The organism is Hylemonella gracilis (assembly GCF_004328645.1).
GTDB classification, from domain to species: Bacteria; Pseudomonadota; Gammaproteobacteria; order Burkholderiales; family Burkholderiaceae_C; genus Hylemonella; species Hylemonella gracilis_B.
Genome location: NZ_CP031395.1, coordinates 562194 through 586043, shown reverse-complemented (window position 1 = coordinate 586043; position 23850 = coordinate 562194). Strand labels below are relative to the sequence as shown.

21 protein-coding genes and 1 pseudogene are annotated in these 23850 nt (G+C 66.2%); 11 read left to right on the top strand and 11 right to left on the bottom strand.

Annotation, left to right across the window (positions count from 1 at the left end; all coding sequences use genetic code 11):
- Nucleotides 1-81: 81 nt before the first annotated feature.
- From DW355_RS02910 to cynS, 4 genes are read left to right on the top strand one after another with little or no spacing between them, the layout of a single operon-like run.
- Nucleotides 82-1497: a CmpA/NrtA family ABC transporter substrate-binding protein gene (locus tag DW355_RS02910; RefSeq protein WP_131277871.1), complete on the top strand. Its 1416-nt coding sequence runs from the start codon at nucleotides 82-84 to the stop codon at nucleotides 1495-1497.
- A gap of 6 nt (nucleotides 1498-1503) precedes the next feature.
- Nucleotides 1504-2391, top strand: coding sequence for a nitrate ABC transporter permease (ntrB, locus tag DW355_RS02905; protein ID WP_131277870.1), 888 nt, complete (start codon nucleotides 1504-1506; stop codon nucleotides 2389-2391).
- Between the two features lie 6 nt (nucleotides 2392-2397).
- On the top strand, nucleotides 2398-3189 hold the full coding sequence (locus DW355_RS02900) for an ABC transporter ATP-binding protein (RefSeq protein ID WP_131277869.1): 792 nt from the start codon (nucleotides 2398-2400) through the stop codon (nucleotides 3187-3189).
- A 42-nt stretch (nucleotides 3190-3231) separates the two neighbouring features.
- A complete protein-coding gene (gene cynS / locus DW355_RS02895) occupies nucleotides 3232-3675 on the top strand; it encodes a cyanase (RefSeq protein WP_131277868.1) in 444 nt (147 codons plus the stop codon).
- Nucleotides 3676-3687: 12 nt separating this feature from the next.
- On the opposite strand, the gene DW355_RS02890 is transcribed toward cynS, so the two are convergent.
- The gene (locus DW355_RS02890) at nucleotides 3688-4299 is read right to left on the bottom strand and encodes a TetR/AcrR family transcriptional regulator (protein WP_131277867.1); all 612 of its coding nucleotides are present in this window, start codon (nucleotides 4297-4299) and stop codon (nucleotides 3688-3690) included.
- A gap of 123 nt (nucleotides 4300-4422) precedes the next feature.
- On the opposite strand from DW355_RS02890, the gene DW355_RS02885 reads away from it, so the two are divergent.
- The gene (locus DW355_RS02885; RefSeq protein WP_131277866.1) at nucleotides 4423-4890 is read left to right on the top strand and encodes a DUF1348 family protein; all 468 of its coding nucleotides are present in this window, start codon (nucleotides 4423-4425) and stop codon (nucleotides 4888-4890) included.
- A gap of 69 nt (nucleotides 4891-4959) precedes the next feature.
- On the opposite strand, the gene dmeF is transcribed toward DW355_RS02885, so the two are convergent.
- The 4 genes from dmeF to gatC are packed head-to-tail and all read right to left on the bottom strand — an operon-like array spanning nucleotide 4960 to nucleotide 9305.
- On the bottom strand, nucleotides 4960-5925 hold the full coding sequence (gene dmeF / locus DW355_RS02880; RefSeq protein WP_131277865.1) for a CDF family Co(II)/Ni(II) efflux transporter DmeF: 966 nt from the start codon (nucleotides 5923-5925) through the stop codon (nucleotides 4960-4962).
- A gap of 44 nt (nucleotides 5926-5969) precedes the next feature.
- Entirely contained in the window at nucleotides 5970-7418 is a 1449-nt protein-coding gene (gene gatB / locus DW355_RS02875) for an Asp-tRNA(Asn)/Glu-tRNA(Gln) amidotransferase subunit GatB (RefSeq protein ID WP_131277864.1), read from the bottom strand.
- Between the two features lie 2 nt (nucleotides 7419-7420).
- Nucleotides 7421-8932 (bottom strand): Asp-tRNA(Asn)/Glu-tRNA(Gln) amidotransferase subunit GatA, encoded by a 1512-nt coding sequence (gene gatA / locus DW355_RS02870; RefSeq protein WP_131277863.1) that lies wholly within the window; start codon nucleotides 8930-8932, stop codon nucleotides 7421-7423.
- Between the two features lie 40 nt (nucleotides 8933-8972).
- The gene (gene gatC, locus DW355_RS02865) at nucleotides 8973-9305 is read right to left on the bottom strand and encodes an Asp-tRNA(Asn)/Glu-tRNA(Gln) amidotransferase subunit GatC (protein ID WP_131277862.1); all 333 of its coding nucleotides are present in this window, start codon (nucleotides 9303-9305) and stop codon (nucleotides 8973-8975) included.
- 231 nt (nucleotides 9306-9536) lie between these two features.
- Between gatC and DW355_RS02860 the strand changes: the two genes are divergently transcribed.
- The 4 genes from DW355_RS02860 to mrdA all read left to right on the top strand — a co-directional run bounded on the left by DW355_RS02860 (nucleotide 9537) and on the right by mrdA (nucleotide 14216).
- Nucleotides 9537-10580 (top strand): rod shape-determining protein, encoded by a 1044-nt coding sequence (locus DW355_RS02860; RefSeq protein ID WP_131277861.1) that lies wholly within the window; start codon nucleotides 9537-9539, stop codon nucleotides 10578-10580.
- A gap of 53 nt (nucleotides 10581-10633) precedes the next feature.
- Nucleotides 10634-11551 carry a rod shape-determining protein MreC gene (gene mreC, locus DW355_RS02855; RefSeq protein ID WP_131277860.1) on the top strand — a complete coding sequence of 306 codons (918 nt, stop codon included), beginning with the start codon at nucleotides 10634-10636 and terminating at the stop codon, nucleotides 11549-11551.
- The gene (mreD, locus tag DW355_RS02850; protein ID WP_165493108.1) at nucleotides 11548-12081 is read left to right on the top strand and encodes a rod shape-determining protein MreD; all 534 of its coding nucleotides are present in this window, start codon (nucleotides 11548-11550) and stop codon (nucleotides 12079-12081) included. Before mreC ends, mreD begins: the two co-directional genes overlap by 4 nt.
- Nucleotides 12082-12161: 80 nt before the next feature.
- Nucleotides 12162-14216 (top strand): penicillin-binding protein 2, encoded by a 2055-nt coding sequence (gene mrdA / locus DW355_RS02845; RefSeq protein ID WP_131277858.1) that lies wholly within the window; start codon nucleotides 12162-12164, stop codon nucleotides 14214-14216.
- A gap of 212 nt (nucleotides 14217-14428) precedes the next feature.
- Here mrdA and DW355_RS02840 read toward each other — a convergent pair whose 3' ends face one another.
- The 3 genes from DW355_RS02840 to DW355_RS02830 form a co-directional block, all read right to left on the bottom strand.
- Nucleotides 14429-15187, bottom strand: coding sequence for a sulfite exporter TauE/SafE family protein (locus DW355_RS02840; protein WP_131277857.1), 759 nt, complete (start codon nucleotides 15185-15187; stop codon nucleotides 14429-14431).
- A 299-nt stretch (nucleotides 15188-15486) separates the two neighbouring features.
- Nucleotides 15487-17223, bottom strand: a complete 1737-nt coding sequence (locus DW355_RS02835) for a GMC family oxidoreductase (protein WP_131277856.1) — start codon at nucleotides 17221-17223, stop codon at nucleotides 15487-15489.
- A gap of 24 nt (nucleotides 17224-17247) precedes the next feature.
- On the bottom strand, nucleotides 17248-17787 hold the full coding sequence (locus DW355_RS02830) for a hypothetical protein (RefSeq protein ID WP_131277855.1): 540 nt from the start codon (nucleotides 17785-17787) through the stop codon (nucleotides 17248-17250).
- A 33-nt stretch (nucleotides 17788-17820) separates the two neighbouring features.
- Here DW355_RS02830 and DW355_RS02825 point away from each other — a divergent pair, with 33 nt between their 5' ends.
- Nucleotides 17821-18954, top strand: a complete 1134-nt coding sequence (locus tag DW355_RS02825) for an amidohydrolase family protein (RefSeq protein ID WP_242671280.1) — start codon at nucleotides 17821-17823, stop codon at nucleotides 18952-18954.
- A gap of 117 nt (nucleotides 18955-19071) precedes the next feature.
- On the opposite strand, the gene DW355_RS02820 is transcribed toward DW355_RS02825, so the two are convergent.
- Entirely contained in the window at nucleotides 19072-20592 is a 1521-nt protein-coding gene (locus DW355_RS02820; RefSeq protein ID WP_131277854.1) for a CoA-acylating methylmalonate-semialdehyde dehydrogenase, read from the bottom strand.
- A 121-nt stretch (nucleotides 20593-20713) separates the two neighbouring features.
- Here DW355_RS02820 and DW355_RS02815 point away from each other — a divergent pair.
- Nucleotides 20714-21672: pseudogene (locus DW355_RS02815) on the top strand (LysR family transcriptional regulator).
- Between the two features lie 27 nt (nucleotides 21673-21699).
- Here DW355_RS02815 and DW355_RS02810 read toward each other — a convergent pair.
- Together DW355_RS02810 and DW355_RS02805 are read right to left on the bottom strand one after the other, a co-directional pair.
- The gene (locus DW355_RS02810) at nucleotides 21700-23223 is read right to left on the bottom strand and encodes a DASS family sodium-coupled anion symporter (protein WP_131277853.1); all 1524 of its coding nucleotides are present in this window, start codon (nucleotides 23221-23223) and stop codon (nucleotides 21700-21702) included.
- Nucleotides 23224-23333: 110 nt separating this feature from the next.
- Nucleotides 23334-23813 carry a carboxymuconolactone decarboxylase family protein gene (locus DW355_RS02805; protein ID WP_131277852.1) on the bottom strand — a complete coding sequence of 160 codons (480 nt, stop codon included), beginning with the start codon at nucleotides 23811-23813 and terminating at the stop codon, nucleotides 23334-23336.
- Nucleotides 23814-23850: the final 37 nt, after the last annotated feature.

Below are 23850 nucleotides of genomic sequence, written 5' to 3'. Positions count from 1 at the left end.
AGCGTCCGACCAGGCGCGCAGGTCGGGCGACTGGCGCACGACTTGCGTAAGGACAGCATCTTTTCTTGAAAGAGGTGCGCCATGTCCCGACTGCCTGAATCGCCTGAGTCCGCTTCCCAGACTTATGCTCCCTACGACGCCGACCGGCCGCTGATGCTGCGCTGTTCTTGCGGCCAGGACCATGCGCCGGCCGACCACGGCAAAGCGGCTGCCGCCATGCGGAGCACCTCTTTGTCGACTGAGGCCGAAACCTTGTCGCATGACTTCGTCGAGGCCAGCCTGATCAAGGCGATCTTTCCGGTCGACAGCGTGCGCCGCCGTTTCCTCAAGGCCGTGGGCGCCAATACCGCGCGCGCGGCTATCGCCTCGGTGCTGCCCGTCTCGGCCCTGCAGGCCATGGCCCAGGACAAAGGCGCGCTGGAGAAGAAGGACTTGAAGATCGGCTTCATCCCGATCACCTGCGCCACGCCGCTCATCATGGCCCACCCCATGGGCTTCTACAGCCAGCAAGGCCTGAACGTGGAAGTGGTCAAGACGGCGGGTTGGGCGCTGATCCGCGACAAGATGCTCAACAAGGAGTACGACGCCACGCACTTCCTGAGTCCCATGCCGCTGGCCATGAGCCTGGGTCTGGGCTCGACCGCTGCGCCCATGCAGGTGGCCACGATCCAGAACACCAATGGCCAAGCCATCACGCTGGCGAACAAGCACAAGGACAAGCGTGACCCGAAGGACTGGAAGGGCTTCAAGTTCGCGGTGCCCTTCGACTACTCCATGCACAACTTCCTGCTGCGTTATTACGTCGCGGAGCATGGCCTGAATCCCGACACCGACATCCAGATCCGCGTCGTGCCGCCGCCGGAGATGGTGGCCAATCTGCGCGCGGGCAACATCGATGGCTATCTCGGCCCCGACCCCTTCAACCAGCGCGCGGTGTACGAGGAAATCGGCTTCATCCACCTGCTGACCAAGGAGCTGTGGGACGGTCACCCCTGCTGCGCCTTTGGCACCAGCGCGGAATTCATCCAGCAGAACCCCAACACCTTCGCCGCCCTGTACCGTGCCGTGCTGACTTCGGCGGCCATGGCGCGCAAGGCCGAGAACCGCGAACTGATCGCCAAGACCATCGCGCCTGCGCAGTACCTGAACCAGCCCGAGATCGTGCTGCAGCAGGTGCTGACCGGCAAGTTCGCCGATGGCCTGGGCAAGGTGCAGAACGTGCCCAACCGCGCCGACTTCGACCCCATGCCCTGGCAGAGCATGGCGGTGTGGATGCTCACGCAGATGCAACGCTGGGGCTATCTGCAGGGCGACGTGAACTACAAGCAGATCGCCGAAAAAGTCTTTCTGCTCACCGACGCGAAGAAGCAGATGGCGGCGCTGGGCCAACCGGTGCCAGCCGGCGCCTACCCCAAGTTCAAGGTCATGGGGCGCGAATTCGACCCGGCCCAGGCCGCCGACTACGCCAAGAGCTTCAAGATCCGCAAGGCGGCCTGAGTGCACATGACAAGCATCTGGCGCAGTCGCGCGGGACCGTCCTTGGGACTGCGCGCGGCCCTGGTTTCCTTGTTGCTGTTCTTGCTGCTGCTGGCGATCTGGCATCTGGCCAAGCTGCCTGTGGCGCAAAGCGGCGCCGCGGTCAACCTCACGGCCGAGGAAATCGAGTACCTCAAGATGCTGGGCAAAGACCCCGGCGCCTCGGCCAAGCAGGGCGGCTTTCCCGCGCCGGCCGAGTTTGCCCGCACGGCCTGGAAGCACCTGAGCGATCCTTTCTACGACAACGGCCCCAATGACAAGGGCATCGCGATCCAGCTTGCGCATTCACTCGGCCGCGTGGGGCTGGGCTTCCTGCTGGCCTGTCTGGTCGCGGTGCCGCTGGGGTTCGTGATCGGCATGTCGCCGCTGCTGCGGCGCGCGTTCGATCCCTATATCCAGGTGCTCAAGCCCATCAGTCCGCTGGCCTGGATGCCGCTGGCGCTCTACACCATCAAGGATTCCTCGGCCAGCGGCATCTTCGTGATCTTCATCTGTTCGATCTGGCCCATGCTGATCAACACCGCCTTCGGCGTGGCCTCGGTCCGGCGTGATTGGCTCAACGTCGCGGCCACGCTGGAAGTCGGCCCCTTGCGCAAGGCTTTCCTGGTGATCCTGCCGGCGGCGGCGCCCACCATCGTCACCGGCATGCGCATCAGCATGAGCATTGCCTGGCTGGTCATCGTGGCGGCGGAGATGCTGGTCGGCGGCACGGGCATCGGTTATTTCGTGTGGAACGAGTGGAACAACCTCTCACTCTCCAATGTGATCTTCGCGATCACCGTGATCGGTGTGGTCGGCATGTTGCTCGATCTGCTGTACGCCCGTTTGCAGAAGGCCGTGACCTATGTGGAGTGAAGCGGCGTGAACGGATTCCTGCAAATCGAAGGCCTGGCCAAGGCCTATGTGCCTGAACGGCCCGTCTTCGCCGATGTGTCCTTCATGCTGGACAAGGGCGAGTTCGTCTGCATCATCGGTCACTCGGGCTGCGGCAAGACCACCATCCTCAATGTGCTGGCGGGGCTGGACCAGGCGAGTGCCGGTCACGTCTTCATGGACGGGCGCGAGGTCTCCGGCCCGAGCCTGGAGCGGGGCGTGGTGTTCCAGGGCCACGCCTTGATGCCCTGGCTGAGCGTGCGCCAGAACATCGCCTTTGCCGTGCGCTCGCGCTGGCCGGAGATGAAGGCCGTCGAACTGCGCGCCCATGTGGAGCGTTATGTCGAGATGGTTGGTCTGAGTCCGGCCATCGACCGCAAACCCAGTGAGTTGTCAGGTGGCATGAAGCAACGCGTGGGCATCGCGCGTGCCTTCTCGATCGCGCCCAAGATGCTGCTGCTGGACGAACCCTTCGGCGCGCTGGACGCGCTGACCCGGGGTGCCATCCAGGACGAGCTGATGGCCATCGTTCGGCAGACGCAACAGACCGTCTTCATGATCACCCACGACGTGGACGAGGCCATCCTGCTGGCTGACCGCATCCTGCTGATGCGCAACGGCGGCGAGCGCGACGGCCGCTACCAGCCGGGCGGCATCGCCGAGGTGGTGGTCAATCCGCTGTCGCGCGAACGCAAGCGCGCCGAGTTGCACCACCTCGACGGCTATTACGCGCTGCGCAACCACATCGTTGATTTCCTCGTGTCGCGCGCGCACGCCTGAGGCGGCCACGCTTGAACTCTTGAACCTCAAAGGAGCATTTCCATGAACCGCAACGACGTCACCGAAAAAATCATCACCACCAAGGTGTCCAAAGGTCTCAAATGGGAAGACGTGGCCGCCAAGGTCGGTCTCAGCAAGGAATGGGTCACGGCCGGCTGCCTGGGCCAGATGACTTTCGACGCCGCGCAGGCCAAGACCGTTGGCGCCATCTTCGGCTTGAGCGAGGAAGAACAGAAATGGCTGCAGGTCGTGCCCTACAAGGGGTCGCTCGATACCGCCGTGCCGACGGACCCGCTGATCTACCGCTGGTACGAGATCGTCAACGTCTATGGCACCACGATCAAGGAGCTGATCCACGAGGAGTTCGGCGACGGCATCATGAGCGCCATCGACTTCAAGATGGACATCACGCGCGAGGCCGACCCCAAGGGTGACCGTGTCAACGTGGTGCTGTCGGGCAAGTTCCTGCCCTACAAAACCTACTGAGGCCGACGGGCCTCAGGACGCCGCAGTCTCCGCCTCGGCGCCCTGGGACCATCCGCGCAGCAAGCGGGTCAGCGCACGCAGGGCCGCTTCGGGCGTCGGGTCCGCCTGCGCGCGGACGATGGCGCCGTCCACCGCCAGCGCGATGGCCTGCGCATCCAGCTTGCGGTGGCGCGAGGGCGGCAGCAGTTCGGCGATGGCATCGCACATGTCCTGCTTGTGGCGCCGCGCGATCTCGCGCACCTGGGGCTGGGTGTCGCCCAGCTCGCCCACGCTGTTGATGAAGGCGCAGCCCCGGTAGACCGGGGAGCGGAACCATTCGGCCAGCACCGCCGGCAGGCTTTCCAGCCGCCCGCCGTGGCGGGCCAGCGCGGGGCGGAACCAGGCCATCCAGCGCCGGTGCCGGTCGTCCAGAAAAGCCAGGACCAGCTCGTTCTTGCTCGGGAAGTGGCGGTAGAGGGTCACCTTGCTCACGCCGGATTCGGAAATCACCCGGTCGATGCCGGTCGCGCGAATGCCTTCCCGGTAGAACAGATCGTGCGCCTTGCGCAGGATGCGTTCGCGGGCGGGCAGGGCGGCCGTGTCGAGCTCGGCCTGGGCGGCGATTCCGGGAACAGCGGTGGGCATGGCGCGATTGTAGACAGACCTGTCTGCTTCCGATAGACTGGGCAGGTAGACAGGCCTGTCTACATGATGCCGCGCTGGCTGCGTCGCCCCGAATCCCACCATCCCGACACGAGGAGCAAGTCCATGGACCCGAAACCGCCCCTGCCTCCCTTCACGCCCGAAACGGCCGCGCAGAAAGTTCGCATGGCCGAGGACGCCTGGAATTCACGCGACCCGGATCGCGTGGCGCAGGTCTACACCGAGGACACGCGCTGGCGCAACCGCGCCGAATTCCCGGTCGGACGCGAGCAGGTGCGCGCCTTCCTGCAGCGCAAGTGGGCGCGTGAGCTGGACTACCGCCTGATCAAGGAACTCTGGGCCGTCAGCGAGCACCGCATCGCGGTACGCTTCGCCTACGAATGGCACGACGACTCCGGCCAGTGGTACCGCTCCTACGGCAATGAGAACTGGGAGTTCAACCCGCAGGGTTATATGCAGCGACGCTTCGCCAGCATCAACGACCTGCCCATCAAGCCCGAGGAGCGCAAGTTCCACTGGCCCCTGGGGCGCCGGCCGGACGACCATCCCGGTCTGAGTGATCTGGGCTTGTAAGCCCTTCTGGCAAACCCTTCTGGCGCGGTAGATTCACGCAGATGCCAGCCTGCGCGCCGGCAAGGTCGTTCAAGCGCAGAGGTTGATTTCCACGGTGACGTGCGCGATTTCCTCGTGGATCGCGAGGGCCGTCTTCACGCGTTCCGGCGTCAGTGCCCGGTCGTGCGTGACCAGGGCCAGCGCCACGGCGTAGGCGTCCTTGCCGACGCGCCAGACATGCAGGTCGGTCAGCTGGGTGTGGCCTTCCTTGAAATCGGCCGTGATGGCCTCGCGGATTTCGGCAACCACGCCGTGGTCCATCTCGCAGTCCAGCAGCACCTTGCCGGTGTCGGCGATCAGCTTGCGCGCCCAGAGCACGATCAAGAGCGCGCCCACCAGGCCCATGACCGGGTCCAGCCAGGCCCAGCCGTGCATTTGGCCGCCAATCAGCGCCGCGATCGCCAGCACGGAGGTGGCGGCGTCGGCCACCACGTGCAGGTAGGCCGACTTCAGGTTCAGGTCGTGGTGTTGCGGGTGCTGTTCGTCATGGGCGTGATGGCTGTGCCCGTGGGTGTGCCCGCCATGATCGTGGTGCGTGTGGCCGGCGCGGTGGAGTATCCACGCGCACAGCAGGTTCACCAGCAGGCCGATCACGGCGATCGGGATGGCCTCCTGGTAGAGGATGGGCCTGGGTGACCACAGGCGGTCGATGGAGCCCGCCACCATGAGGGCCGCCACGCAGACCAGCAGCAATGCGCTGGTGTAAGCGGCCAGCACCTCGATTTTCCAGGTGCCGAAGGCAAAGCGGCGGTCACTGGCGTAGCGCCGTGCCGCGGCGTAGGCCAGGGCGCTCAGGCCCAGTGCCAGGGCGTGCGAGCTCATGTGCCAGCCGTCCGCCAGCAAGGCCATGGAGTTGGACCACCAGCCCGCGCCGATCTCGACGGCCATCATGGCCAGGGTGATCCACATCACGGCCTGGGTGCCGCGCTCCGCCGAGGCGCTGTTCGCGCTGAACACATGCGCGTGCCGCCATTTGGAAAGATCGTGGGTGTGCATGGGTTGTACCTCGGCGCGAGAAGGATCGGAAAGCCAGCCTCGGTTTACCCGGCCAGCTTCTTCTTCAGCAGGTCGTTGACCTGCTGCGGATTTGCCTTGCCCTTGCTGGCCTTCATGGCCTGGCCCACCAAGGCGTTGAAGGCCTTGTCCTTGCCGGCTTTGAACTGGGCGACGTTGTCGGGGTTGGTGGCGATCACCTCGTCGATGATCTTTTCCAGCGCGCCGGAGTCGTTCATCTGCTTGAGGCCTTTGGCTTCGATGAGGGCGTCAACGTCGCCGCCTTCCTTGTTCCAGAGCGCTTCGAACACCTGCCGGCCCGCGTTGTTGCTGATGGTGCCGTCGGCGATGCGGCCGATCAGCGCGGCCAGTTGCGCAGGCTGAACCGGTGCTGTTTCGATGGCGATCTCTTCACTGTTCAATCGGCGCGAGACTTCGCCCATGATCCAGTTGCTGGCCAGCTTGGCTTGCTTGCACAGGCGCGCGGTCTCTTCGAAATAGGCCGCCATGGCCTTGCTCTGCGTCAAGGTGGTCGCGTCGTACTCGGGCACTCCGTAGTCCGCGACGAAACGCGCGGCCATGGCACGCGGCAGCTCCGGCATCTGCGCCTTCACGCGCTCGATCCACTCGGGCGCGATCACCAACGGTGGCAGGTCCGGGTCCGGGAAGTAGCGGTAATCGGCGGCGTCTTCCTTGGTGCGCATGGCCCGGGTCTCGCCCGTGTCGGGGTCGAAGAGCACCGTGGCTTGCTGGATGGCGTGGCCATCCTCGATCTGCTCGATCTGCCAGCGGATCTCGTAGTCGATGGCCTGCTGCATGAACTTGAACGAGTTCAGGTTCTTGATCTCGCGGCGCGTGCCCAGCGGCGCGCCAGGCTTGCGCACCGAGACGTTGGCGTCGCAGCGGAAGGAGCCTTCCTGCATGTTGCCGTCGCAGATGCCGATCCAGGTGACGATCTTGTGCAGCTCCTTGGCGTAGGCCACGGCTTCGTCGCTGCTGCGGATGTCGGGCTCGGTCACGATCTCCAACAGCGGCGTGCCCGCGCGGTTGAGGTCGATGCCGCTTTGCCCGATGAAGTCTTCATGGAGGGACTTGCCGGCGTCCTCTTCCAGGTGCGCACGAACGAGGCGCACGGTCTTCTTCTCATCGCCCAGATAGAACGAGACCTCGCCGCCTTGCACGACCGGGATTTCGAACTGGCTGATCTGGTAGCCCTTGGGCAGGTCGGGGTAGAAGTAGTTCTTGCGCGCGAAGATGCTGCGCGGCGCGACGTGCGAGCCCAGGGCCAGGCCGAGCTGGATGGCGCGCTCGACTGCGCCCCGGTTCATCACCGGCAGGGTACCGGGCAGGGCCAGGTCCACCGCGCTGGCCTGGGTGTTGGGCTCGGCGCCGAAGGCCGTGGGGGCGCGGCTGAAAATCTTGCTCTCGGTCGAAAGCTGGGCATGCGTCTCGAAGCCGATGACGACTTCGTAGCCTTGGATCAACTTGCTGCTCATGGTCAGAAACCTGCGGGGGTGCGAAGGTGGAAATCGGTGGCCTGCTGGTAGCGGTGCGCCGCGTTGAGCAGCTTTGCTTCCTGCAGGTAGTTGCCGATCAGCTGAAGGCCCACGGGCAAGCCGCCTTCGCCGAAACCGACGGGCAGGCTCAGGCCCGGCAGGCCGGCGAGCGAGGCGGGCAGGGTGTAGATGTCGGCCAGGTAGTCGGCCACCGGGTCGTCGCCATGGCCGCCGATCTGCCAGGCCACGCTGGGGGCGGCGGGGCCGGCGATCACGTCGCAGTGTTGGAAGGCGTTCTGGAAATCGTCGGCGATCATGCGGCGGATCTTCTGCGCCTGCAGGTAGTAGGCGTCGTAGTAGCCGTGGCTGAGCACATAAGTGCCGATCATGATGCGGCGCTGTACTTCCTCGCCAAAGCCTTCGCTGCGGCTCTTCTTGTACATGTCCAGCAGGTCGGCGTAATCCTTGGCGCGGTGGCCGAACTTCACCCCGTCGAAGCGCGAGAGGTTGGAGCTGGCCTCGGCCGGGGCAATGATGTAGTAAACGGGGATGGCGAGTTCGGTGCGGGGCAGCGAGATCTCGACCAGCTTGGCGCCGAGTTTTTCGTATGCCTTCAGGGCGCTGTCGATGGCCGCGCGCACGTCGGCGGCCAGGCCCGCGCCGAAGAACTCCTTGGGAATACCGATGCGCAAGCCATCGAGCTGGTCGTTCAGGCTGCGGCTGAAGTCCTCGGCTGATAGGTCGAGCGAGGTGGAGTCACGGTCCAGGTCCGGCCCGCACAGGGCCGACAGCAGCAGGGCGCAGTCCTCGGCGGAGCGTGCCATGGGCCCGGCCTGGTCCAGGCTGGAGGCGTAGGCGATCATGCCGTAGCGCGAGGCGCGGCCGTAGGTGGGCTTGATGCCGGTGACGCCGCAGAAGCTGGCCGGCTGGCGGATGGAGCCGCCCGTGTCGGTGCCGGTGGCCGCGGGCGCCAGGCGCGCGGCCACGGCGGCGGCGCTGCCGCCGGAGGAACCACCGGGCACGCGGGCCGGGTCCCAGGGGTTCTTCACCGGGGTCGCTGTCGAGAAACCGACGGCCGGCACGGCCACGGCTTCGTTGGACGAGCCCATGGCGAATTCGTCGCAGCTCAGCTTGCCCAGGGTGACAGCCCCAGCGCCAGGGCCCTGGTCGGGCGCGCCCTGGCCCAGTCGGGCGACCACGGTCGCGTCGAAGGGCGAGCGGTAGCCGGCCAACATCTGGCTGCCTGCGGTGCTGGGGAAGTCCCGGGTCACGAAGATGTCCTTGTGCGCGATCGGCACGCCCAGCAAGGGCGCGTTGTCGCCCGCGGCGAGGCGCGTGTCGGCGGCGCGGGCCTGGGCCAGCGTGGCCTCCTCATCCAGGGCGAGGAAAGCGGCCAGGTTCTGGTGCGTGTGGATGCGTTTCAGAAAATGCCGCGCCGTTTCGACGGCGGACACTTGTTTCGCGCGCAGTTGCGCGGCCAGTTGGGCCACGCTGAGTTCATGCAATTCGCTCATGCTCGGTCTTGTTCTTGGATGTGTTCGAGAAACTGGGGCATCACTCGATGACCTTGGGAACGAGGAACAGCCCCCGTTCCACGGCCGGTGCGCTGCGCTGGTTGGCTTCGCGCTGGTTGCCTTCGCTGGCGTGGTCCTCGCGCAGGCGCAGGGAGGCTTCAGCGGCCTCGGCCTGGCGACCGGCGGCCTGGTAGGCGGCGGCCATGGTCGGGTGGGCAAGCGGCTCCACGCCCTGGGTGTCCACCGCGCGCATCTGCTCGACGATGGCGAAGAAACCGTTGATGCGCTCGCGCATGCGTTCGCCCTCGGCGGGGCTCAGTTCCAGCCTGGCCAGGCTGGCGATGCGCGTGATGTCGGCGGAATTCAGAGACATGGCGTAACCGTATGGTGGCAGTGGGAGGACGGGCGGACGCTGGAACGCTCATGCGCCCAAGCATGCCGCCTGGGGTTGACGGGGGCGAACCATGGGCTTGAAACCACGTGTAAGCGGTGTAATTCCTGGGCTCATCCGCGTTCCGGCGGGCCTGGCGCAGCCTGGGCGCGCACAGGGGATGGGGTATTATCCCGCCTTCAAGGACACCCGCGGCACCCAAAGGATAGAGCAATGTTTGAAGCGTTTCGCCAGTATTTCTCGACCGACCTGGCGATTGATCTGGGCACGGCCAACACGCTGATTTACGCCCGCGACAAAGGGCTGGTGCTCAACGAACCCTCGGTCGTGGCGATTCGCCACGAAGGCGGTCCCCAGGGCAAGAAGGCCATCCAGGCTGTCGGCCGCGAGGCCAAGTCCATGCTGGGCAAGGTTCCGGGCAACATCGAGGCCATCCGCCCGATGAAGGACGGCGTGATCGCCGACTTCACCGTCACCGAGCAGATGCTCAAGCAGTTCATCCGCATGGTGCACCCGCGCAGCATGTTCAAGCCCAGCCCGCGCATCATCATCTGCGTGCCCTGCGGCTCGACCCAGGTGGAACGCCGGGCCATCCGCGAATCGGCCCTGGGCGCGGGCGCGTCCGAGGTCTACCTGATCGAGGAACCCATGGCCGCCGCCATCGGCGCGGGCCTGCCGGTGTCCGAGGCCTCCGGCTCCATGGTGGTCGACATCGGTGGCGGCACGACCGAAGTCGGCGTGATCTCCCTGGGCGGCATGGTCTACAAGGGCTCGGTCCGCGTGGGCGGCGACAAGTTCGACGAAGCCATCATCAACTACATCCGTCGCAACTACGGCATGCTGATCGGCGAGCCGACCGCCGAACTGATCAAGAAGGACATCGGCTCCGCCTTCCCCGGCAGCGAGGTGCGCGAGATGGAAGTCCGTGGCCGCAACCTGTCCGAAGGCGTGCCGCGCAGCTTCACGATCTCCAGCAACGAAATCCTGGAAGCGCTGACCGATCCGCTGAATAACGTGGTCTCCGCCGTCAAGAACGCGCTGGAGCAGACGCCGCCGGAACTCGGCGCCGACATCGCCGACCGCGGCATGATGCTGACCGGCGGGGGCGCGCTGTTGCGCGACCTGGACCGCCTGCTGTCCGAGGAAACCGGCCTGCCCGTACTGGTGGCCGAGGACCCGCTGACCTGCGTGGTGCGCGGTTGCGGCATCGCGCTGGAGCGCATGGATCACCTGGGCGCCATCTTCACCAACGAATAAGCCGGACACTGATCCGACACGATTGATTCGCGGGAAAGGGGCCGCACACGCATATGGCGCTCGGGACGCTGGACAGATCGCCGCCACCCTTTTTTCGCCAAGGCGCCTCGGCCCTGTCCCGGCTGTTGCTGGCTGGCGCGCTGGCCCTCTTTCTGATGGTGGCGGACACCCGCTTCGAGATTACCGGCCCGATGCGCACGGTGATTTCCGCCATCGTCTATCCCCTCCAATGGGCGCTGCAGCAACCGGTGCAGCTGAGCCGCAACCTCTACCAGGCCGCGCAGGATTTGCGCTACGCGCGTGACCTGGCCGCGCACAGCCAGGAGTTGTTGCGTCAGCAGACGCCGCGCGTGCTGCGGTATGAGCAACTGGCGCTTGAGAACGAACAGTTGCGCCGCCTGCTGGACCTGCGTTCGCGCCTGTCCTCGGCCAGCCAGGCCGCGCAGGTGCTTTATGACGCCGCTGACCCTTATGTGCACCGCGTCGTCATCGACCGTGGCCTGGTGCATGGCGTGAGCCCTGGGGCGCCGGTGATCGATGACTCCGGCCTGCTGGGCCAGGTGACGCGCGTGCACGCCACGCTGGCGGAAGTCACGCTGGTCATCGACGCGGCGCAGGCCACACCCATCGTCAACACTCGCACCGGCGTGCGTGCTGTGGTGTTCGGTGAGCCCGACCTGCAAGGCGGCCAGCTGGAGTTGCGCTACATGGCGGTGGATGCCGACGTGCAACCCGGCGACCTGCTGGTGACCAGCGGCATCGACGGTATCTATCCCGCTGGCTTGCCGGTGGCGCGCGTCAGCCGGGTCGAGCGTCGCCCGGCGGCAGCTTTCGCCCAGATCTTCTGTGAGCCGCAGGCTCGGGTGGATGGCGCCAGCCAGGTGCTGGTGCTGGAGTCGCTGGCCGGACGGGTGCCACCGCGGCCCGCCCCCGCCGCCAAGCCAGGTAACCCACGCAAAGGAGGCGGATGATGCTGCGCGCGAGCCAACAACAACTGCTGCTCCCGGCCAAGCCGACCTTCATCTGGGGCAGCCTCGTCGGCGCCCTGGCCTTGGGCATGCTGGGCAACTTCGTGCTCTGGGGCCGCGCGCCCTGGGCGCCGGATGTACTGGCTGTGACGCTGGTCTTCTGGGGCGTGCACCAGCCGCGCCGCGTGGGCATGACCGGGGCCTTCCTGTTCGGCTTGCTGATGGATGTGCACCAGGGCAGCGTGCTGGGCCAGCATGCACTGGCCTATTCGGTGCTGAGTTTCTTCGCCATCGCCATCCACCGTCGCATCCTCTGGTTCCCGGTGTCCGGGCAGACCCTGCAGGTCTTGCCCATCCTGGCGGCGGCGCACCTCGTTGCCCTGGCGGTGCGCATGATGCTCGGGGGCCCGTTTCCGGGTTGGTCTCTGCTGCTGGCGCCCGTGATCGAAGCCCTGCTGTGGCCCGTCGTCACCTTGCTGCTGCTGTTGCCACAGCGCCGCACGCCCAATCCGGACGTGAATCGGCCGATATGAGGTCCCCATGCGCAACCGCTGCACTGGTCGCTGCGCCGGGTCGCCCCAGTGATGAACGGGCATGGATCAATGGCTGAGCCATGGCGCTGACCGAACTGCGCAATGTCGAGGCGGACCTGCACCGCTTCCGCAACCGTGCCTTGATGCTGGCGGCGGTGATCGCCGTGTGCTTCCTGCTGCTGCTGATGCGGCTGGTTTACTTGCAGATTTTCCGCCACGCCGAACTGCAAGCGCAGGCCGAGGTGAACCGCACGACCATCGTGCCGCTGACGCCCGCGCGCGGCCTGATCCTGGACCGTAACGGCATCCCGCTGGCGACCAACTACTCGGCCTACACCCTGGAAATCACGCCGTCCGAGGTGGACGACCTGCCCAAGACCATCGATGAGCTGGCACAGTTGGTCGACATCTCCCCGCGCGACCGCCTGCGCTTCCGTCGCCTGATGCAGGAAAGCCGCGGTGTGGAGTCGTTGCCCATCCGCATCCGCTTGTCCGACGAGGAAGTAGCCCGTTTCACCGTCCAGCGCTATCGCTTCAAGGGCGTGGAGCTGCGCGCACGCCTGCTGCGCAATTACCCCTGGGGCGATCTGGGCAGCCACGTCGTGGGCTACATCGGCCGCATCAACCGCAGCGAAAAACGCCGCATCGACGCCTGGCCCGCCGAGGAAGAGGCCAATTACCGAGGCACCGACTACATCGGCAAGCTGGGTGTGGAACAGAGCTTCGAGAAGCAGTTGCACGGGCAGACGGGTTTCGAGCGCATCGAAACCTCGGCGGGTGGCGTCATCATGCGCACCTTGGCCACCAACCCCGACAAGCCGGGCGACAACGTGCTGCTGTCCATCGACATCAAGCTCCAGCACTTGGTGGAGCAGATGTTCGGCGACCGGCGTGGCGCGCTGGTGGCGATGGACCCGCGCAACGGTGAAATCCTCGCCTTCGTCTCCAAGCCCACCTTCGACCCCAACATCTTCGTGGAAGGCGTGGATCAGGAAGCCTGGCAGGAGCTCAACGAATCCATCGAGAAGCCCCTGCTCAACCGGGCGCTGCGAGGTATCTACCCGCCTGGCTCCACCTACAAACCTTTCATGGCCCTGGCCGCGCTGGAATTGGGCAAGCGCGAGCCGGGCACGACCATCGTGGACGCGGGTTCCTGGACGCTGGGCGGCCACACCTACCGCAGCCACGGCGACTTCGGCCTGGGTGTGGTGGACATGTACCGCAGCATCGTCAAGTCCAGCAATGTCTACTACTACGCCCTGGCCAACGATCTGGGCGTCGAGGCCATCCACGATTTCATGAAACCGCTGGGTTTCGGCCAAATCACCGGCATCGACATCCAGGGGGAGGTCCGCGGGGTGTTGCCCAACCAGGACTGGAAGCGGCGGGCCTTCAAGCAGTCCAACCTGCAGCGCTGGTTCGCTGGCGAAACGATTTCCCTCGGCATCGGACAGGGCTACAACACCTTCACCATGCTGCAGCTGGCCACGGCCACCGCCACGTTGGCCAACGATGGATTGCGCCAGCGCCCGCACCTGGTCATCGGCACGCAGGACCCCCAAACCCTGCGCATGCGTGAGACGGCCAAGACACCGCCGCAGGATCTGGGCTACAACCCGCAGAACCTCGAGACGGTGCGGCGCGCGCTGGTGGGCGTGACGCAGGAGGGCACCTCGGCGCGTTCCTTTGTCGGCGCCAAGTACCTCAGCGCGGGCAAGACCGGCACCGCCCAGGCCGTGACGATCAGCCAGAAGGACAAGTACGACGCGCGCAAGCTGGAAGAACACCAGCGCGACCATGCCCTCTACATGGCGTTTGCCCCCGCCGACGAGCCGCGCATTGCCATCGCGCTGGTGGTGGAGAACGCGGGCTGGGGGGCCGAGCAGGCCGCGCCCATTGCCCGGCGCGTGTTCGACTATTGGCTGCTGGGTCAGTACCCCAGCGTGGAAGACCTGTACGCCGTGCGCCAGGGCCTGGCGGCTTATCCGATTGGGCGCCCGCGCCTGGCGGCCGAAGTGGCCTGGCCCCCGCGCAACGTGGACGATGAAGTCAAGGCCCTGGGCGGGCTCAAGCGCGCCTGGTTCCAGAAACCGCCCACGCCCCCCGGCAGGACGAGCGCCGTGAATCGGTGCTGACCGAGGTGACCGGCCCGGGGCAGGCGGCCCAGCCGGTGCAGACGCTCTTGCCGCAGTCCGAACCGGCGCCTACCATCCCGGCGCAGGAAGTGCTCGTCGATACTCCCGGGGCGCAATAAACCCGCCCGAGGCTTGACGTCCGAGCGTGTGGGCTGCCCGCACCGTTGACTGGGCCAGCCCAGCCGGGCCCTTCGCCCTTCGCCCTTCGCCCTTCAGGGCCAGAAGGCGTCGCGGCCGGTCTTGAGGATCAGCGCCAGCACGACCACGATGAACACGCCGCGCACGAAACCCGCGCCATGCTTGAGCGCCAGTCGCGTGCCGAGCAGGCTGCCCGCCACGTTGGCCAGGGCCAGCAGCAGCGCGACATGCCACCAGACATGGCCTTGCAGGCCGAACAACACGATGGCCGCGATATTGCTGCAGACGTTGAGCAGCTTGGCGTGGGCCGAAGCGTGCAGGAAGTCATACCCGAGCAGGCGCACCATCAGAAAGATGAAGAAGCTGCCGGTGCCGGGCCCGAAGAGACCATCGTAGAAACCGATCAGCAGACCGATGCTGCCCGCCACCAGCGCCTCGGCGCGGCCCGCGTAACGCGGCGCGTGCGCCCGGCCCAGGTCCTTGCGGGCCAGGGTGTAGAGCAGCACGGCCAGCAGCACCAGGGGCAGCAGCTTGCGCAGGAAACCGGTCGAGATCAGCGTGACCAGCCAAGCCCCCAGGAAGGAGCCGAGCAGCGTGAGCACCATGGCTGGCAGCAAGGCCGGCCAGCGCAGCTCCACCCGTCGCGCGTACTGCGTCGCGGAGAACGCGGTGCCCCAGACCGAGGCGGACTTGTTGGTGCCCAGCAGGGTGGCGGCGCTGGCGCCGGGGTAAGTGGCAAACAGGGCTGGCACCAGGATCAGGCCACCGCCGCCGACGATGGCGTCCACGAAGCCGGCCAACAGCGAGGCCAGCGAGACAAAAAGCAATTCCATGGGGAGATGTAACAAGCGCCGCCCTCGCGGCCTGGACCGGCGGGCTGAACGGAGCAGTCAGGGTGAAGTTGGGGGAAACAGGGATCGACGGCCCATAAAAAAAGCACCGGGCTCGCGCGCGGTGCTTTAGCAGAGCCATCTGCTATGGATGGTAGCTTTATTTTGTTTTTCTGTATAACAAGCCAGTGTCGTCCTCGGTTCCTCGCGCCTGCGGCAGCTCTTGCGCCGCACCTTGAGTGCCGTGAATGTAGGCCCAGGCACCATCTGAGGGCATCGGGATTTTCCCGCGCGCGTTTGCCCTAGGGCTGTGACTGGCGCAGCAGCGCGGCCAGGCGCTCGGCGATCATCAGCGTGGGGGCGTTGGTGTTGCCGCTGGTGATGACAGGCATCACGCCCGCGTCCGCGATGCGCAGGCCCGAGACACCCCGGACGCGCAGTTCTGCGTCCACCACGGCCAGCGGATCCGCGCCCGGTCCATCCACCCGCCCCATTTTGGTGGTGCCCACGGGGTGAAAGATGGTGGTGGCGATGTCGCCCGCGAGGCGCGCCAGATCCTGATCGCTCTGGTCCGGACCGCTGGGTGGCAGACCGGGCTTCCACTCCAGGGGCTGGTAAGGCGCGAGCGCCGGCTGGGCCACGATGCGCCGTGTCACCCGCAACGATTCGGCGGCGACCTGTCGGTCCTCCGGCGTGGACAGGTAATTCGGTGCGATGGCCGGTGCGTCTTCGAAACGCGGGCTGCGGATGCGCACCGTGCCCCGGCTGGTCGGTTGCAGATTGCAGACGCTGGCCGTGAAGGCGTTGAAGCCGTGCAGCGGTTCGCCAAAGGCGTCCAGCGACAGCGGCTGCACGTGGTATTCGAGGTTGGGGCGCGGCAGGTCGGGGCGGCTGCGCGTGAACGCACCGAGCTGGCTCGGGGCCATGCTCATCGGCCCGCTGCGGCGCACGGCGTATTCCAGCCCGATCTTGAACTTGCCCCAGGCGCTGTCGGCCAGGGTGTTGAGCGTGAGGCCGCGCCGGTCCTTCGCGCCACGCACCTTGTAGACCGCGCGGATCTGCAGGTGGTCCTGCAGGTTGGCACCCACGCCCGGAATGTCCCGCAGCACGGGCACGCCGTGCTCTTGCAGCAGTGCGCCGGGGCCCAGACCCGAGAGCTGCAGGATCTGCGGTGTGCCGATGCTGCCCGCGCAGAGGATGACTTCACCCGTGCCCTCCGACGGTAGCCGCGCGGTCACTTGTTCGTGCCCGGTCCAGACCTGCGCGCCCACGCAGCACGGCCTGCCGTCGGTGCCGTCCTCGAACAGCAAGCGCGAAACCTGGGCTGCGGTCCACAGTTCGAAGTTGGGGCGCGCGTAGCAGGTCGGCCGCAGGAAGGCCTTGGCCGTGTTCCAGCGCAGGCCGTTCTTCTGGTTGACCTCGAAATAGCCCACGCCTTCGTTGTTGCCTCGGTTGAAGTCGTCGGTGGCCGGAATGCCGGCCTGATGGGCGGCCCGTGCGAAGGCGTCCAGCACCTCCCAGCGCAGGCGCTGTTTGTCCACGCGCCATTCGCCGCCACTGCCGTGGAAGGTGGAGAAGGCAGGGTCTTGCGTGCGAGGCGCGTCTTTCGTTTTCTTGCCCACCGTGACCGTGTCGCCTCGGTGATGGTCTTCATGCCGTTTGAAGAAGGGCAGCACCTGGTCCCAGCCCCAGCGCATGTCGCCCGTGAGCTGTGCCCACTGGTCGTAGTCCTGCGACTGGCCACGCATGTAGATCATGCCGTTGATGCTGGAGCTGCCGCCCAGCACCTTGCCGCGCGGGTAGCGCAACGTCCGGCCGTTGAGCCCGGCGTCCGGTTCGGTGGCGTAGAGCCAGTCGGTGCGTGGGTTGCCAATGCAATGCAGGTAGCCGACGGGGATGTGGATCCAGTGGTAGTCGTCCTTGCGGCCGGCCTCGATCAGCAGCACGCGCTTGGTCTTGTCAGCGCTCAGGCGATTGGCGAGCAGGCTGCCCGCGGTGCCCGCGCCGACGATGATGTAGTCGAACGTTGTCTCGCTCATGGATGTTGTCGTTTGAATCAATGCTCAGAAAGGCAGCCAGCGGAAAAGATCACCCAAGCCGCGCGCCAGGATGGTCGGCGGCGAGGGCCGGCCCAGCGCGGTCAGCGCCATCTGGTAGTCGACCCAGCGCCGTTTGGCGAGAGCCCGCGACCCGGGCGAGCTGCTCAGGTGGGCCCATTGTTGCAGCAACTGCCAGCTTGCCCATGGAGGGACGCCGCTGAGCCTGACCAGCCGCACGGATCCGAGCAGGTACCAGCGCCAAGTGGGCGACTGTCCCGCAAAGGCCCAGGCCAGCAGCGGCGCGGCGAGGTAGAAAAAACCCGGCAGGAGGAAGAACGGCAGCCAGTTGCCCCACAGCACGGAGATCAAGGGCGCGCAGAGCAGGAGGCCCACCAGCCAGAGCAGGGCCACAACGCGGTAGAGACCCAGGATCGCCGCATAGTCCGCGGCGTCGGGTATCCGCTGCCCGAAAGCTTCGCGTTCCAAGCGGTCTATCCATGCGAGGCGCTCGGCTTCGGTCGTCGCGATCATTTGCGGGTCAGCAACACAATGGAGTTCGCTCATGGGCGGGGTTTGCTCGGGCCGTGCATGACTAGAATGAACTGGATCATACGCATTGCACTTGACGGTCATGAGCCAGAAGAAGTCAGCAGTCTTGTTCGCCAAACGCTCCGCGTTTCCATGAACCGGCGTCGCTTCATCAAGAACTTCGGTGCGCTCCCAATGGCGGTGGGTTTGCCTCAGCTCGCGATGGGGCAGACCGCGCAACCGGATTGGCAGTCCTTGAAAGCGGGCTATGCGCTGCGCCTCAAGAAGATGCTCGCAAGCGGGGCATTGCCTTACATCGACATCGAAAGCTCTTGCAATTCCACGAAGATCGATGTGCAGGCGGTCGCCAGGTCGATGGATGCGTTGAACATCGGCTTGATGGCGCTGTCCGCGGACATCGGCAAGAACCGGTTTGCAGAAGGCGTTCGCTACGATGACCTCTCAAAGCGACTGCTGGCGAGTTTTCCGGACCGCTTCATTCCCATCGGCAATGGCGGTCAGCCACCCGCGCTGACCGATGCGCCCGGTGAGTTCCTGGATGCGCAGGAGCAAGCGGCACGCGAGGGGCAAATCCTGCTGCTGGGCGAATACGAATTTCGCCACTACCCCTCACCCCGGCAAGCCAAGCGTGACACCGAAGAGCGTGACGTCGACATTCCCTTGGACGGACCGGCGGGCCACCGCCTGTTCCGTCTGAGCGAGGCGACCGGGCTGCCCTTCCAGATTCACTACGAGATCGAGGATGCCTTGCTCCCTGTGCTCGAAAAGATGCTGGAACAGTATCCCCGCGCAAGGGTGGTGTGGTGCCATCTCGCGCAGGTTCGCTACCTTGAGCGCGCCTCGCGTTATTCACCCAGCTATGTGGAAGGGTTGATCCAGCGCTTCCCCCAGCTGTGCTTCGACACGGCGTTCGGCGACGGCTCCTCGATCTATCCGCCGAGTGGGCAAAAGCATTCGCGTATCTGGAATGGCGACACGCTCAAGAAAGAATGGCGCGATTTGATCGTCGCGCATCCTCGGCGATTCCTTTCCGCGCTCGATCTGGGTCAGGACCGCATGCATCGCATGAACGAATACGATGCAAAACACCGGCGTTTCCTGGATCAACTTCCTGAGGAGGCGCGGCATCAGGTCGCCTGGCGCAACGCCTGGCGCTTGCTGTTTGGTGAGGAATTCGGCTGAGGCGGTGAACCACCTGACCTTGCGCGCTGGGGCCCGCCACCGGATGGACACCGAGTTCCACGTCCAGGCCACAGCGTGCCCTGCGTGGTTCCTTCCGATGGCAGTCGCGCTTGCTGCTCACTTGCTCGTCGGCATGGCGAACTCGGCGCCCTTGCCGATGCTCTCGGGCCAGCGCTGCATCACGCTCTTTTGCTTGGTGTAGAAGCGCACGCCTTCCTCGCCGTAGGCGTGCATGTCACCGAACAGGCTCTTCTTCCAGCCGCCAAAGCCGTGCCAGGCCATGGGCACGGGAATGGGCACGTTGATGCCCACCATGCCGACCTGGATACGGCGCGCGAACTCGCGCGCGGCGTTGCCGTCACGCGTGTAGCAGGAGACGCCGTTGCCGAACTCGTGGTCATTGATGAGTTGCACCGCGCTGGCGAAATCGGGCACGCGCACGCAGGAGAGCACGGGGCCGAAGATTTCTTCCTTGTAGATCTTCATCTCGGGCGTGACGTGGTCGAACAGCGTGCCGCCGAGCCAGAAGCCTTGCTCGCAGCCCGCGCCCGCCTTCGCACCCGCGAAACCGCGCCCGTCCACCAGCAGCTTCGCGCCTTCCTTCGCACCGTGCTCGATGTAGCCGGTGATGCGTTGCCGCGCGGCCTCGGTGACGATGGGGCCCATTTCGGCGGCGAGGTTCATGCCATCCAGCACCTTCAGTGCCTTCGTGCGTTCGACCAGCTTGGGGATGACCTTGTCGGCCACGTCGCCGACCAGCACGGCGACCGAGATCGCCATGCAGCGTTCACCGGCCGAGCCGTAGGCCGCGCCGATCAGGCCGTCCACGGCCTGATCCAGATCCGCATCGGGCATGACGACCATGTGGTTCTTCGCGCCGCCCAGGGCCTGCACCCGCTTGCCATGGCGCGCGCCGGTTTCATAGATGCTGTTGGCCACCGGCGTGGAACCGACGAAGCTCACGGCCTTCACGTCGGGGTGGGCCAGCAGTGCGTCCACCGCGCCCTTGTCGCCCTGCACCACGTTGAACACGCCGTCGGGCAAGCCGGCCTGCTTCAGCAGCTCGGCCATGCGCAGGCTGGGGCTGGGGTCCAGCGGGCTTGGCTTGAGCACGAAGGTATTGCCGCAGGCGATGGCCACGGGGAACATCCACATCGGCACCATGACCGGGAAATTGAAAGGCGTGATGCCCGCCACCACGCCCAGGGGCTGGCGCATCGTCCAGTTGTCCATGCCGGTCGAGACCTGCTCGGTGTAGTCGCCCTTGAGCAACTGCGGGATGCCGGTGGCGAACTCCACGATCTCGATGCCGCGCGTCACCTCGCCCTGCGCGTCGGTGAACACCTTGCCGTGCTCGGCGGTGATCAGGCGCGCGAGTTCGTCGCGGTGCTGGTTCAGCAGTTCGAGGAACTTGAAGAGGATGCGTGCGCGGCGCAGCGGCGAGGTATCGGCCCAGGCCGGAAAGGCAGCCTGCGCGGCGGCCACGGCGGCATCGACCTCGGCGCTGGACGCCAGGGCCACCTGGCCGGTGACCGCGCCCGTGGCCGGGTTGGTGACGTTTTGCTGGCGGCCGGAGGCGCCGGGGCGGATCTGGCCGGCGATGTGGTGCCCGATGAGGGCGAGGGTGCGAGCGTTCATGGCGGGGCCTCCGTGGCGAACCGAGAGTGGGTGATGAATGCGGCGCAGTCTAGGCCGCGCAGGGGTGCTTGGGAAGACTGGGAAACTGACCACATTGTTCAAATTAATGAACAATGGCGCCATGAGCAGTGACCATTCCACCCTGGCCTACGCCGACCTGCACCTGCTGACCGTGTTGGCCCAGACCCGCAGTTACACCCAGGCGGCGCGGCGTCTGGGCGTGTCCAAGGCCTCGGCCAGCATGCGCATCGCCGAGCTGGAACGCAGCCTTGGCCTGCCCCTGGTGCGGCGTACCACGCGCGCCGTCGGCTTGACGGCGGCTGGGCAGCAGCTGGTGGACGACATCGGCGCGGCCTTCGCGCGCATCGAACAGGGCGTGGCCAGCGCCAAGGACTTGGCAGGCGCGCCGCGCGGGCTGGTGCGCGTGAGCGCGCCCGTGGCCCTGGGGCGGCAGCACATCGCGCCCGCCCTGCCGGCCTTTGGCCGGGCCTGGCCCGAGATCCGCATCGAGCTGGACCTGAGCGACCGCTTCGTCAATCTGGCGCAGGAAGGCTTCGACCTCGCCATCCGCCACGCCCAGGCCGCGCCGGACACACAGGTGGCCACGGTGCTGTGCGACACGCGTTCGGTGCTGGTGGCCAGCCCCGACTACCTGGCGCGCGCGGGCGAACCCAGGCATCCCGTCGAGCTGGCGCGGCACCAGTGCCTGCTGTACCTGCGCGGCGCGGCGGGCCAGAGCTGGGCTTTCGAGAAAAGCACGGGCCGGCGCGTCGCCGATTCCAACGTCGAACGCGTGGCCGTCGCCGTGGGCGGACCGCTCAAGGCCAACAACAGCGAGGTGCTGCGCGAGGCGGCACTGGGCGGTTTGGGCATTGCCCTGCTGCCGGACTTCAGCGCGGCCGAGGCCCTGGCCACGGGGCAGCTGCAGCGCGTGCTGCCGGCGTGGTTGCCGCGCGACTTCTTCGGCGAGCGCATCTACGCCATCCGCCCCTGGTCACCGCAGCCCCGCGCGCCGTGCAGTGCCTGGTGGACCATCTTCGGCAGGCGCTCGGGACAGGGTTTGCGCTGCCCGTCGCCTAGCATTTGATCGGTCGGCGTCCCGCAGTCTCAGTGCGTCAGATAACCCAGCCAGGACCAATATGTCGCGCCCAGCAGCAGCACCAGCGCATAGCCGATCACCGTCAGCACCAGGCCCGTGCGCACGAAGTCTTTCACGCTGAAGGTGTCGGTGCCGTAGGCCACCATGTTCTGCGGTGCGTTGACCGGCAGGATGAAACCGAAGCTCACCACGAACTGCAGCAGCAGGGTCATGCCGATCAGGTTCAATGGGGCCACCCCGGAAGCTGCGTTCTGGCCGCTGGCGATCTGTTGCAGCACGCTGATCATGATGGGGACCATGGCCGAGGCCAGGGCCGTGGCGCTGGCGAAACCCAGGTGCACGACGATCAGGAAGAGCGAAAGCAGGGCCAGGATCATGAAGGCCGAGGCGCCGGCCAGGCCCAGGTTGGCCACGATGAGGTGGGCCAGCCAGGCAGCGGCCTGGGTTTGCAGCAGGGCCGTGCCCAGGCTGATGCCGGTGCCGAAGAGCACGATGGTGCCCCAGGGGATTTTCGGCTGCGCCTGCTTCCAGCCCATCACGCCGATGCCGGGTGTGAACATCAGCGCGATGGCTGCGATGGTGGTGCTGGAGGTGTCGAAGGGGTGCAGCACCTTTTCGGTGGACCACAGACCCAGCAGGGTCAGCATGATCAGCAGCAAGCGCCATTCGGCGCCCGTCATGGGGCCGAGCGCGCGCAGGGCCTGGCGGATGGTTTCCTTGCCGCCCGCGATTTCCTCGGTCTCCGGCGGCATCATGCGGGTCATCACGAAGTACAGCGCGATGGACATGAGGATGGACCAGGGCGCGGCGGCGATCAGCCAGTCCAGCCAGGTGATGGTCTGGCCGAAGGCCTTCTCGATGAAGCCGATGGCCACCATGTTCTGCGCGGCCGCGGTCTTCACGCCCACGTTCCAGATCGAGGCCGCTTGCGCCGTGGCGATCATCAGAAGGCCCGCGAAGCGGGAGCGTTTGTCCACGCCGAAGGCCAGGATGATGCCCATGACGATGGGCACCAGACAGGCCACGCGGGCCGTGGTCGAGGGCACGAGGAAGGACAGCACGATGCCGACCAGGATGGCGCCGACCACCACGCGCTTGGTGCGCGCGCCGACCAGGGAGAGGATGAAGAGCGCGATGCGCTTGTCCAGGCCCGTGAGCGTCATGGCCACGGAAATGAAGCAGGCCGCGCCCACCAGTGCCAGGGCCGTGTTGGCGAAGCCGCTCAGCGCCAGCGTCAGCGCGGCGCTGGTGCCCAGCGTGGCTGCGGGCTTGGCCGCGTTGGGCGCCAGCCCAAGCAGAAAGGCCATCAGGGCCGTGATGAGCACGGCGCTGATGGCGTAGTCCACGGCCTCGGTCACCCAGAGGATGACCGAGAACAGCAGCAGGCCCAGCATGATCTGGCCCGCCACCGGCAAGCCCTCGGGTCGCGGCAGCAGCAGCACGGCGACGAGACCGATCAGCGCAGCCAGGAGGCCGGCAATATGAACGGACTCCCGGGTCGGCGCGGGACCGGCGTTGGCATTCAAGGCCATGGTGTCTCCTCCATCGTTGGTCATGGAAACCCCATGCTAGACCTCGGGTTGCGGCCCACCTTGACGTGGATCAAGTTCCGGCGCTGAAGAGCCGCGGGCCGGCGAGGTGTTCAGACCAAGCCGGACTTGTCCAGGCCGTAGGCCTTGTCCTGCGAGCCTGGCACGGCGGCGAAGCCGATCGCCAGGCGGTTCCAGCCGTTGATGCCCACGATGGCGAAGCTGAGGTCGGCCATTTCCTGCTCGTTGAACTCGGCGCGCGCGGCCTGGTAGTCGGCCTCGCTCACGCCGTGCGCGGGCAGGCGGGTGAGCAGCTCGGTCCAGGCCAGGGCGGCGCGCTCGCGGGCGGAGAACAAGGGCGATTCATGCCAGATGGCCACATGGTGCAGGCGCAGTTCGCGCTCGCCGTGGAGGCGCGCCTCCTTGACGTGCATGTCCACGCAGAAGGCGCAGCCGTTGAGTTGCGAGGCACGCAAGGTGATGAGGTGTTGCAGGCCGGGTTCCAGGCTGCACTTTTTCAGCGTGAGGCTGAAGTCCAGGTACTTTTTGAACAGTTCGGGCGAAACGCGGGCGTAGTCGAGGCGTTGTGTCATGGTGAGGGACTCCGTGTTGAGGTTGATGGAAGTTGAT

What these genes read in the sequence shown, in the direction of transcription:
- DW355_RS02910 (WP_131277871.1), top strand. Translation starts at nt 82, where the DNA reads ATGTCCCGACTGCCTGAATCGCCTGAGTCCGCTTCCCAGACTTATGCT.
- ntrB (WP_131277870.1), top strand. Translation starts at nt 1,504, where the DNA reads ATGACAAGCATCTGGCGCAGTCGCGCGGGACCGTCCTTGGGACTGCGC.
- cynS (WP_131277868.1), top strand. Translation starts at nt 3,232, where the DNA reads ATGAACCGCAACGACGTCACCGAAAAAATCATCACCACCAAGGTGTCC.
- DW355_RS02890 (WP_131277867.1), bottom strand. Translation starts at nt 4,299, where the DNA reads ATGCCCACCGCTGTTCCCGGAATCGCCGCCCAGGCCGAGCTCGACACG.
- DW355_RS02885 (WP_131277866.1), top strand. Translation starts at nt 4,423, where the DNA reads ATGGACCCGAAACCGCCCCTGCCTCCCTTCACGCCCGAAACGGCCGCG.
- dmeF (WP_131277865.1), bottom strand. Translation starts at nt 5,925, where the DNA reads ATGCACACCCACGATCTTTCCAAATGGCGGCACGCGCATGTGTTCAGC.
- gatB (WP_131277864.1), bottom strand. Translation starts at nt 7,418, where the DNA reads ATGAGCAGCAAGTTGATCCAAGGCTACGAAGTCGTCATCGGCTTCGAG.
- gatA (WP_131277863.1), bottom strand. Translation starts at nt 8,932, where the DNA reads ATGAGCGAATTGCATGAACTCAGCGTGGCCCAACTGGCCGCGCAACTG.
- gatC (WP_131277862.1), bottom strand. Translation starts at nt 9,305, where the DNA reads ATGTCTCTGAATTCCGCCGACATCACGCGCATCGCCAGCCTGGCCAGG.
- DW355_RS02860 (WP_131277861.1), top strand. Translation starts at nt 9,537, where the DNA reads ATGTTTGAAGCGTTTCGCCAGTATTTCTCGACCGACCTGGCGATTGAT.
- mreC (WP_131277860.1), top strand. Translation starts at nt 10,634, where the DNA reads ATGGCGCTCGGGACGCTGGACAGATCGCCGCCACCCTTTTTTCGCCAA.
- mreD (WP_165493108.1), top strand. Translation starts at nt 11,548, where the DNA reads ATGATGCTGCGCGCGAGCCAACAACAACTGCTGCTCCCGGCCAAGCCG.
- mrdA (WP_131277858.1), top strand. Translation starts at nt 12,162, where the DNA reads ATGGCGCTGACCGAACTGCGCAATGTCGAGGCGGACCTGCACCGCTTC.
- DW355_RS02840 (WP_131277857.1), bottom strand. Translation starts at nt 15,187, where the DNA reads ATGGAATTGCTTTTTGTCTCGCTGGCCTCGCTGTTGGCCGGCTTCGTG.
- DW355_RS02835 (WP_131277856.1), bottom strand. Translation starts at nt 17,223, where the DNA reads ATGAGCGAGACAACGTTCGACTACATCATCGTCGGCGCGGGCACCGCG.
- DW355_RS02830 (WP_131277855.1), bottom strand. Translation starts at nt 17,787, where the DNA reads ATGAGCGAACTCCATTGTGTTGCTGACCCGCAAATGATCGCGACGACC.
- DW355_RS02825 (WP_242671280.1), top strand. Translation starts at nt 17,821, where the DNA reads ATGAACTGGATCATACGCATTGCACTTGACGGTCATGAGCCAGAAGAA.
- DW355_RS02820 (WP_131277854.1), bottom strand. Translation starts at nt 20,592, where the DNA reads ATGAACGCTCGCACCCTCGCCCTCATCGGGCACCACATCGCCGGCCAG.
- DW355_RS02810 (WP_131277853.1), bottom strand. Translation starts at nt 23,223, where the DNA reads ATGGCCTTGAATGCCAACGCCGGTCCCGCGCCGACCCGGGAGTCCGTT.
- DW355_RS02805 (WP_131277852.1), bottom strand. Translation starts at nt 23,813, where the DNA reads ATGACACAACGCCTCGACTACGCCCGCGTTTCGCCCGAACTGTTCAAA.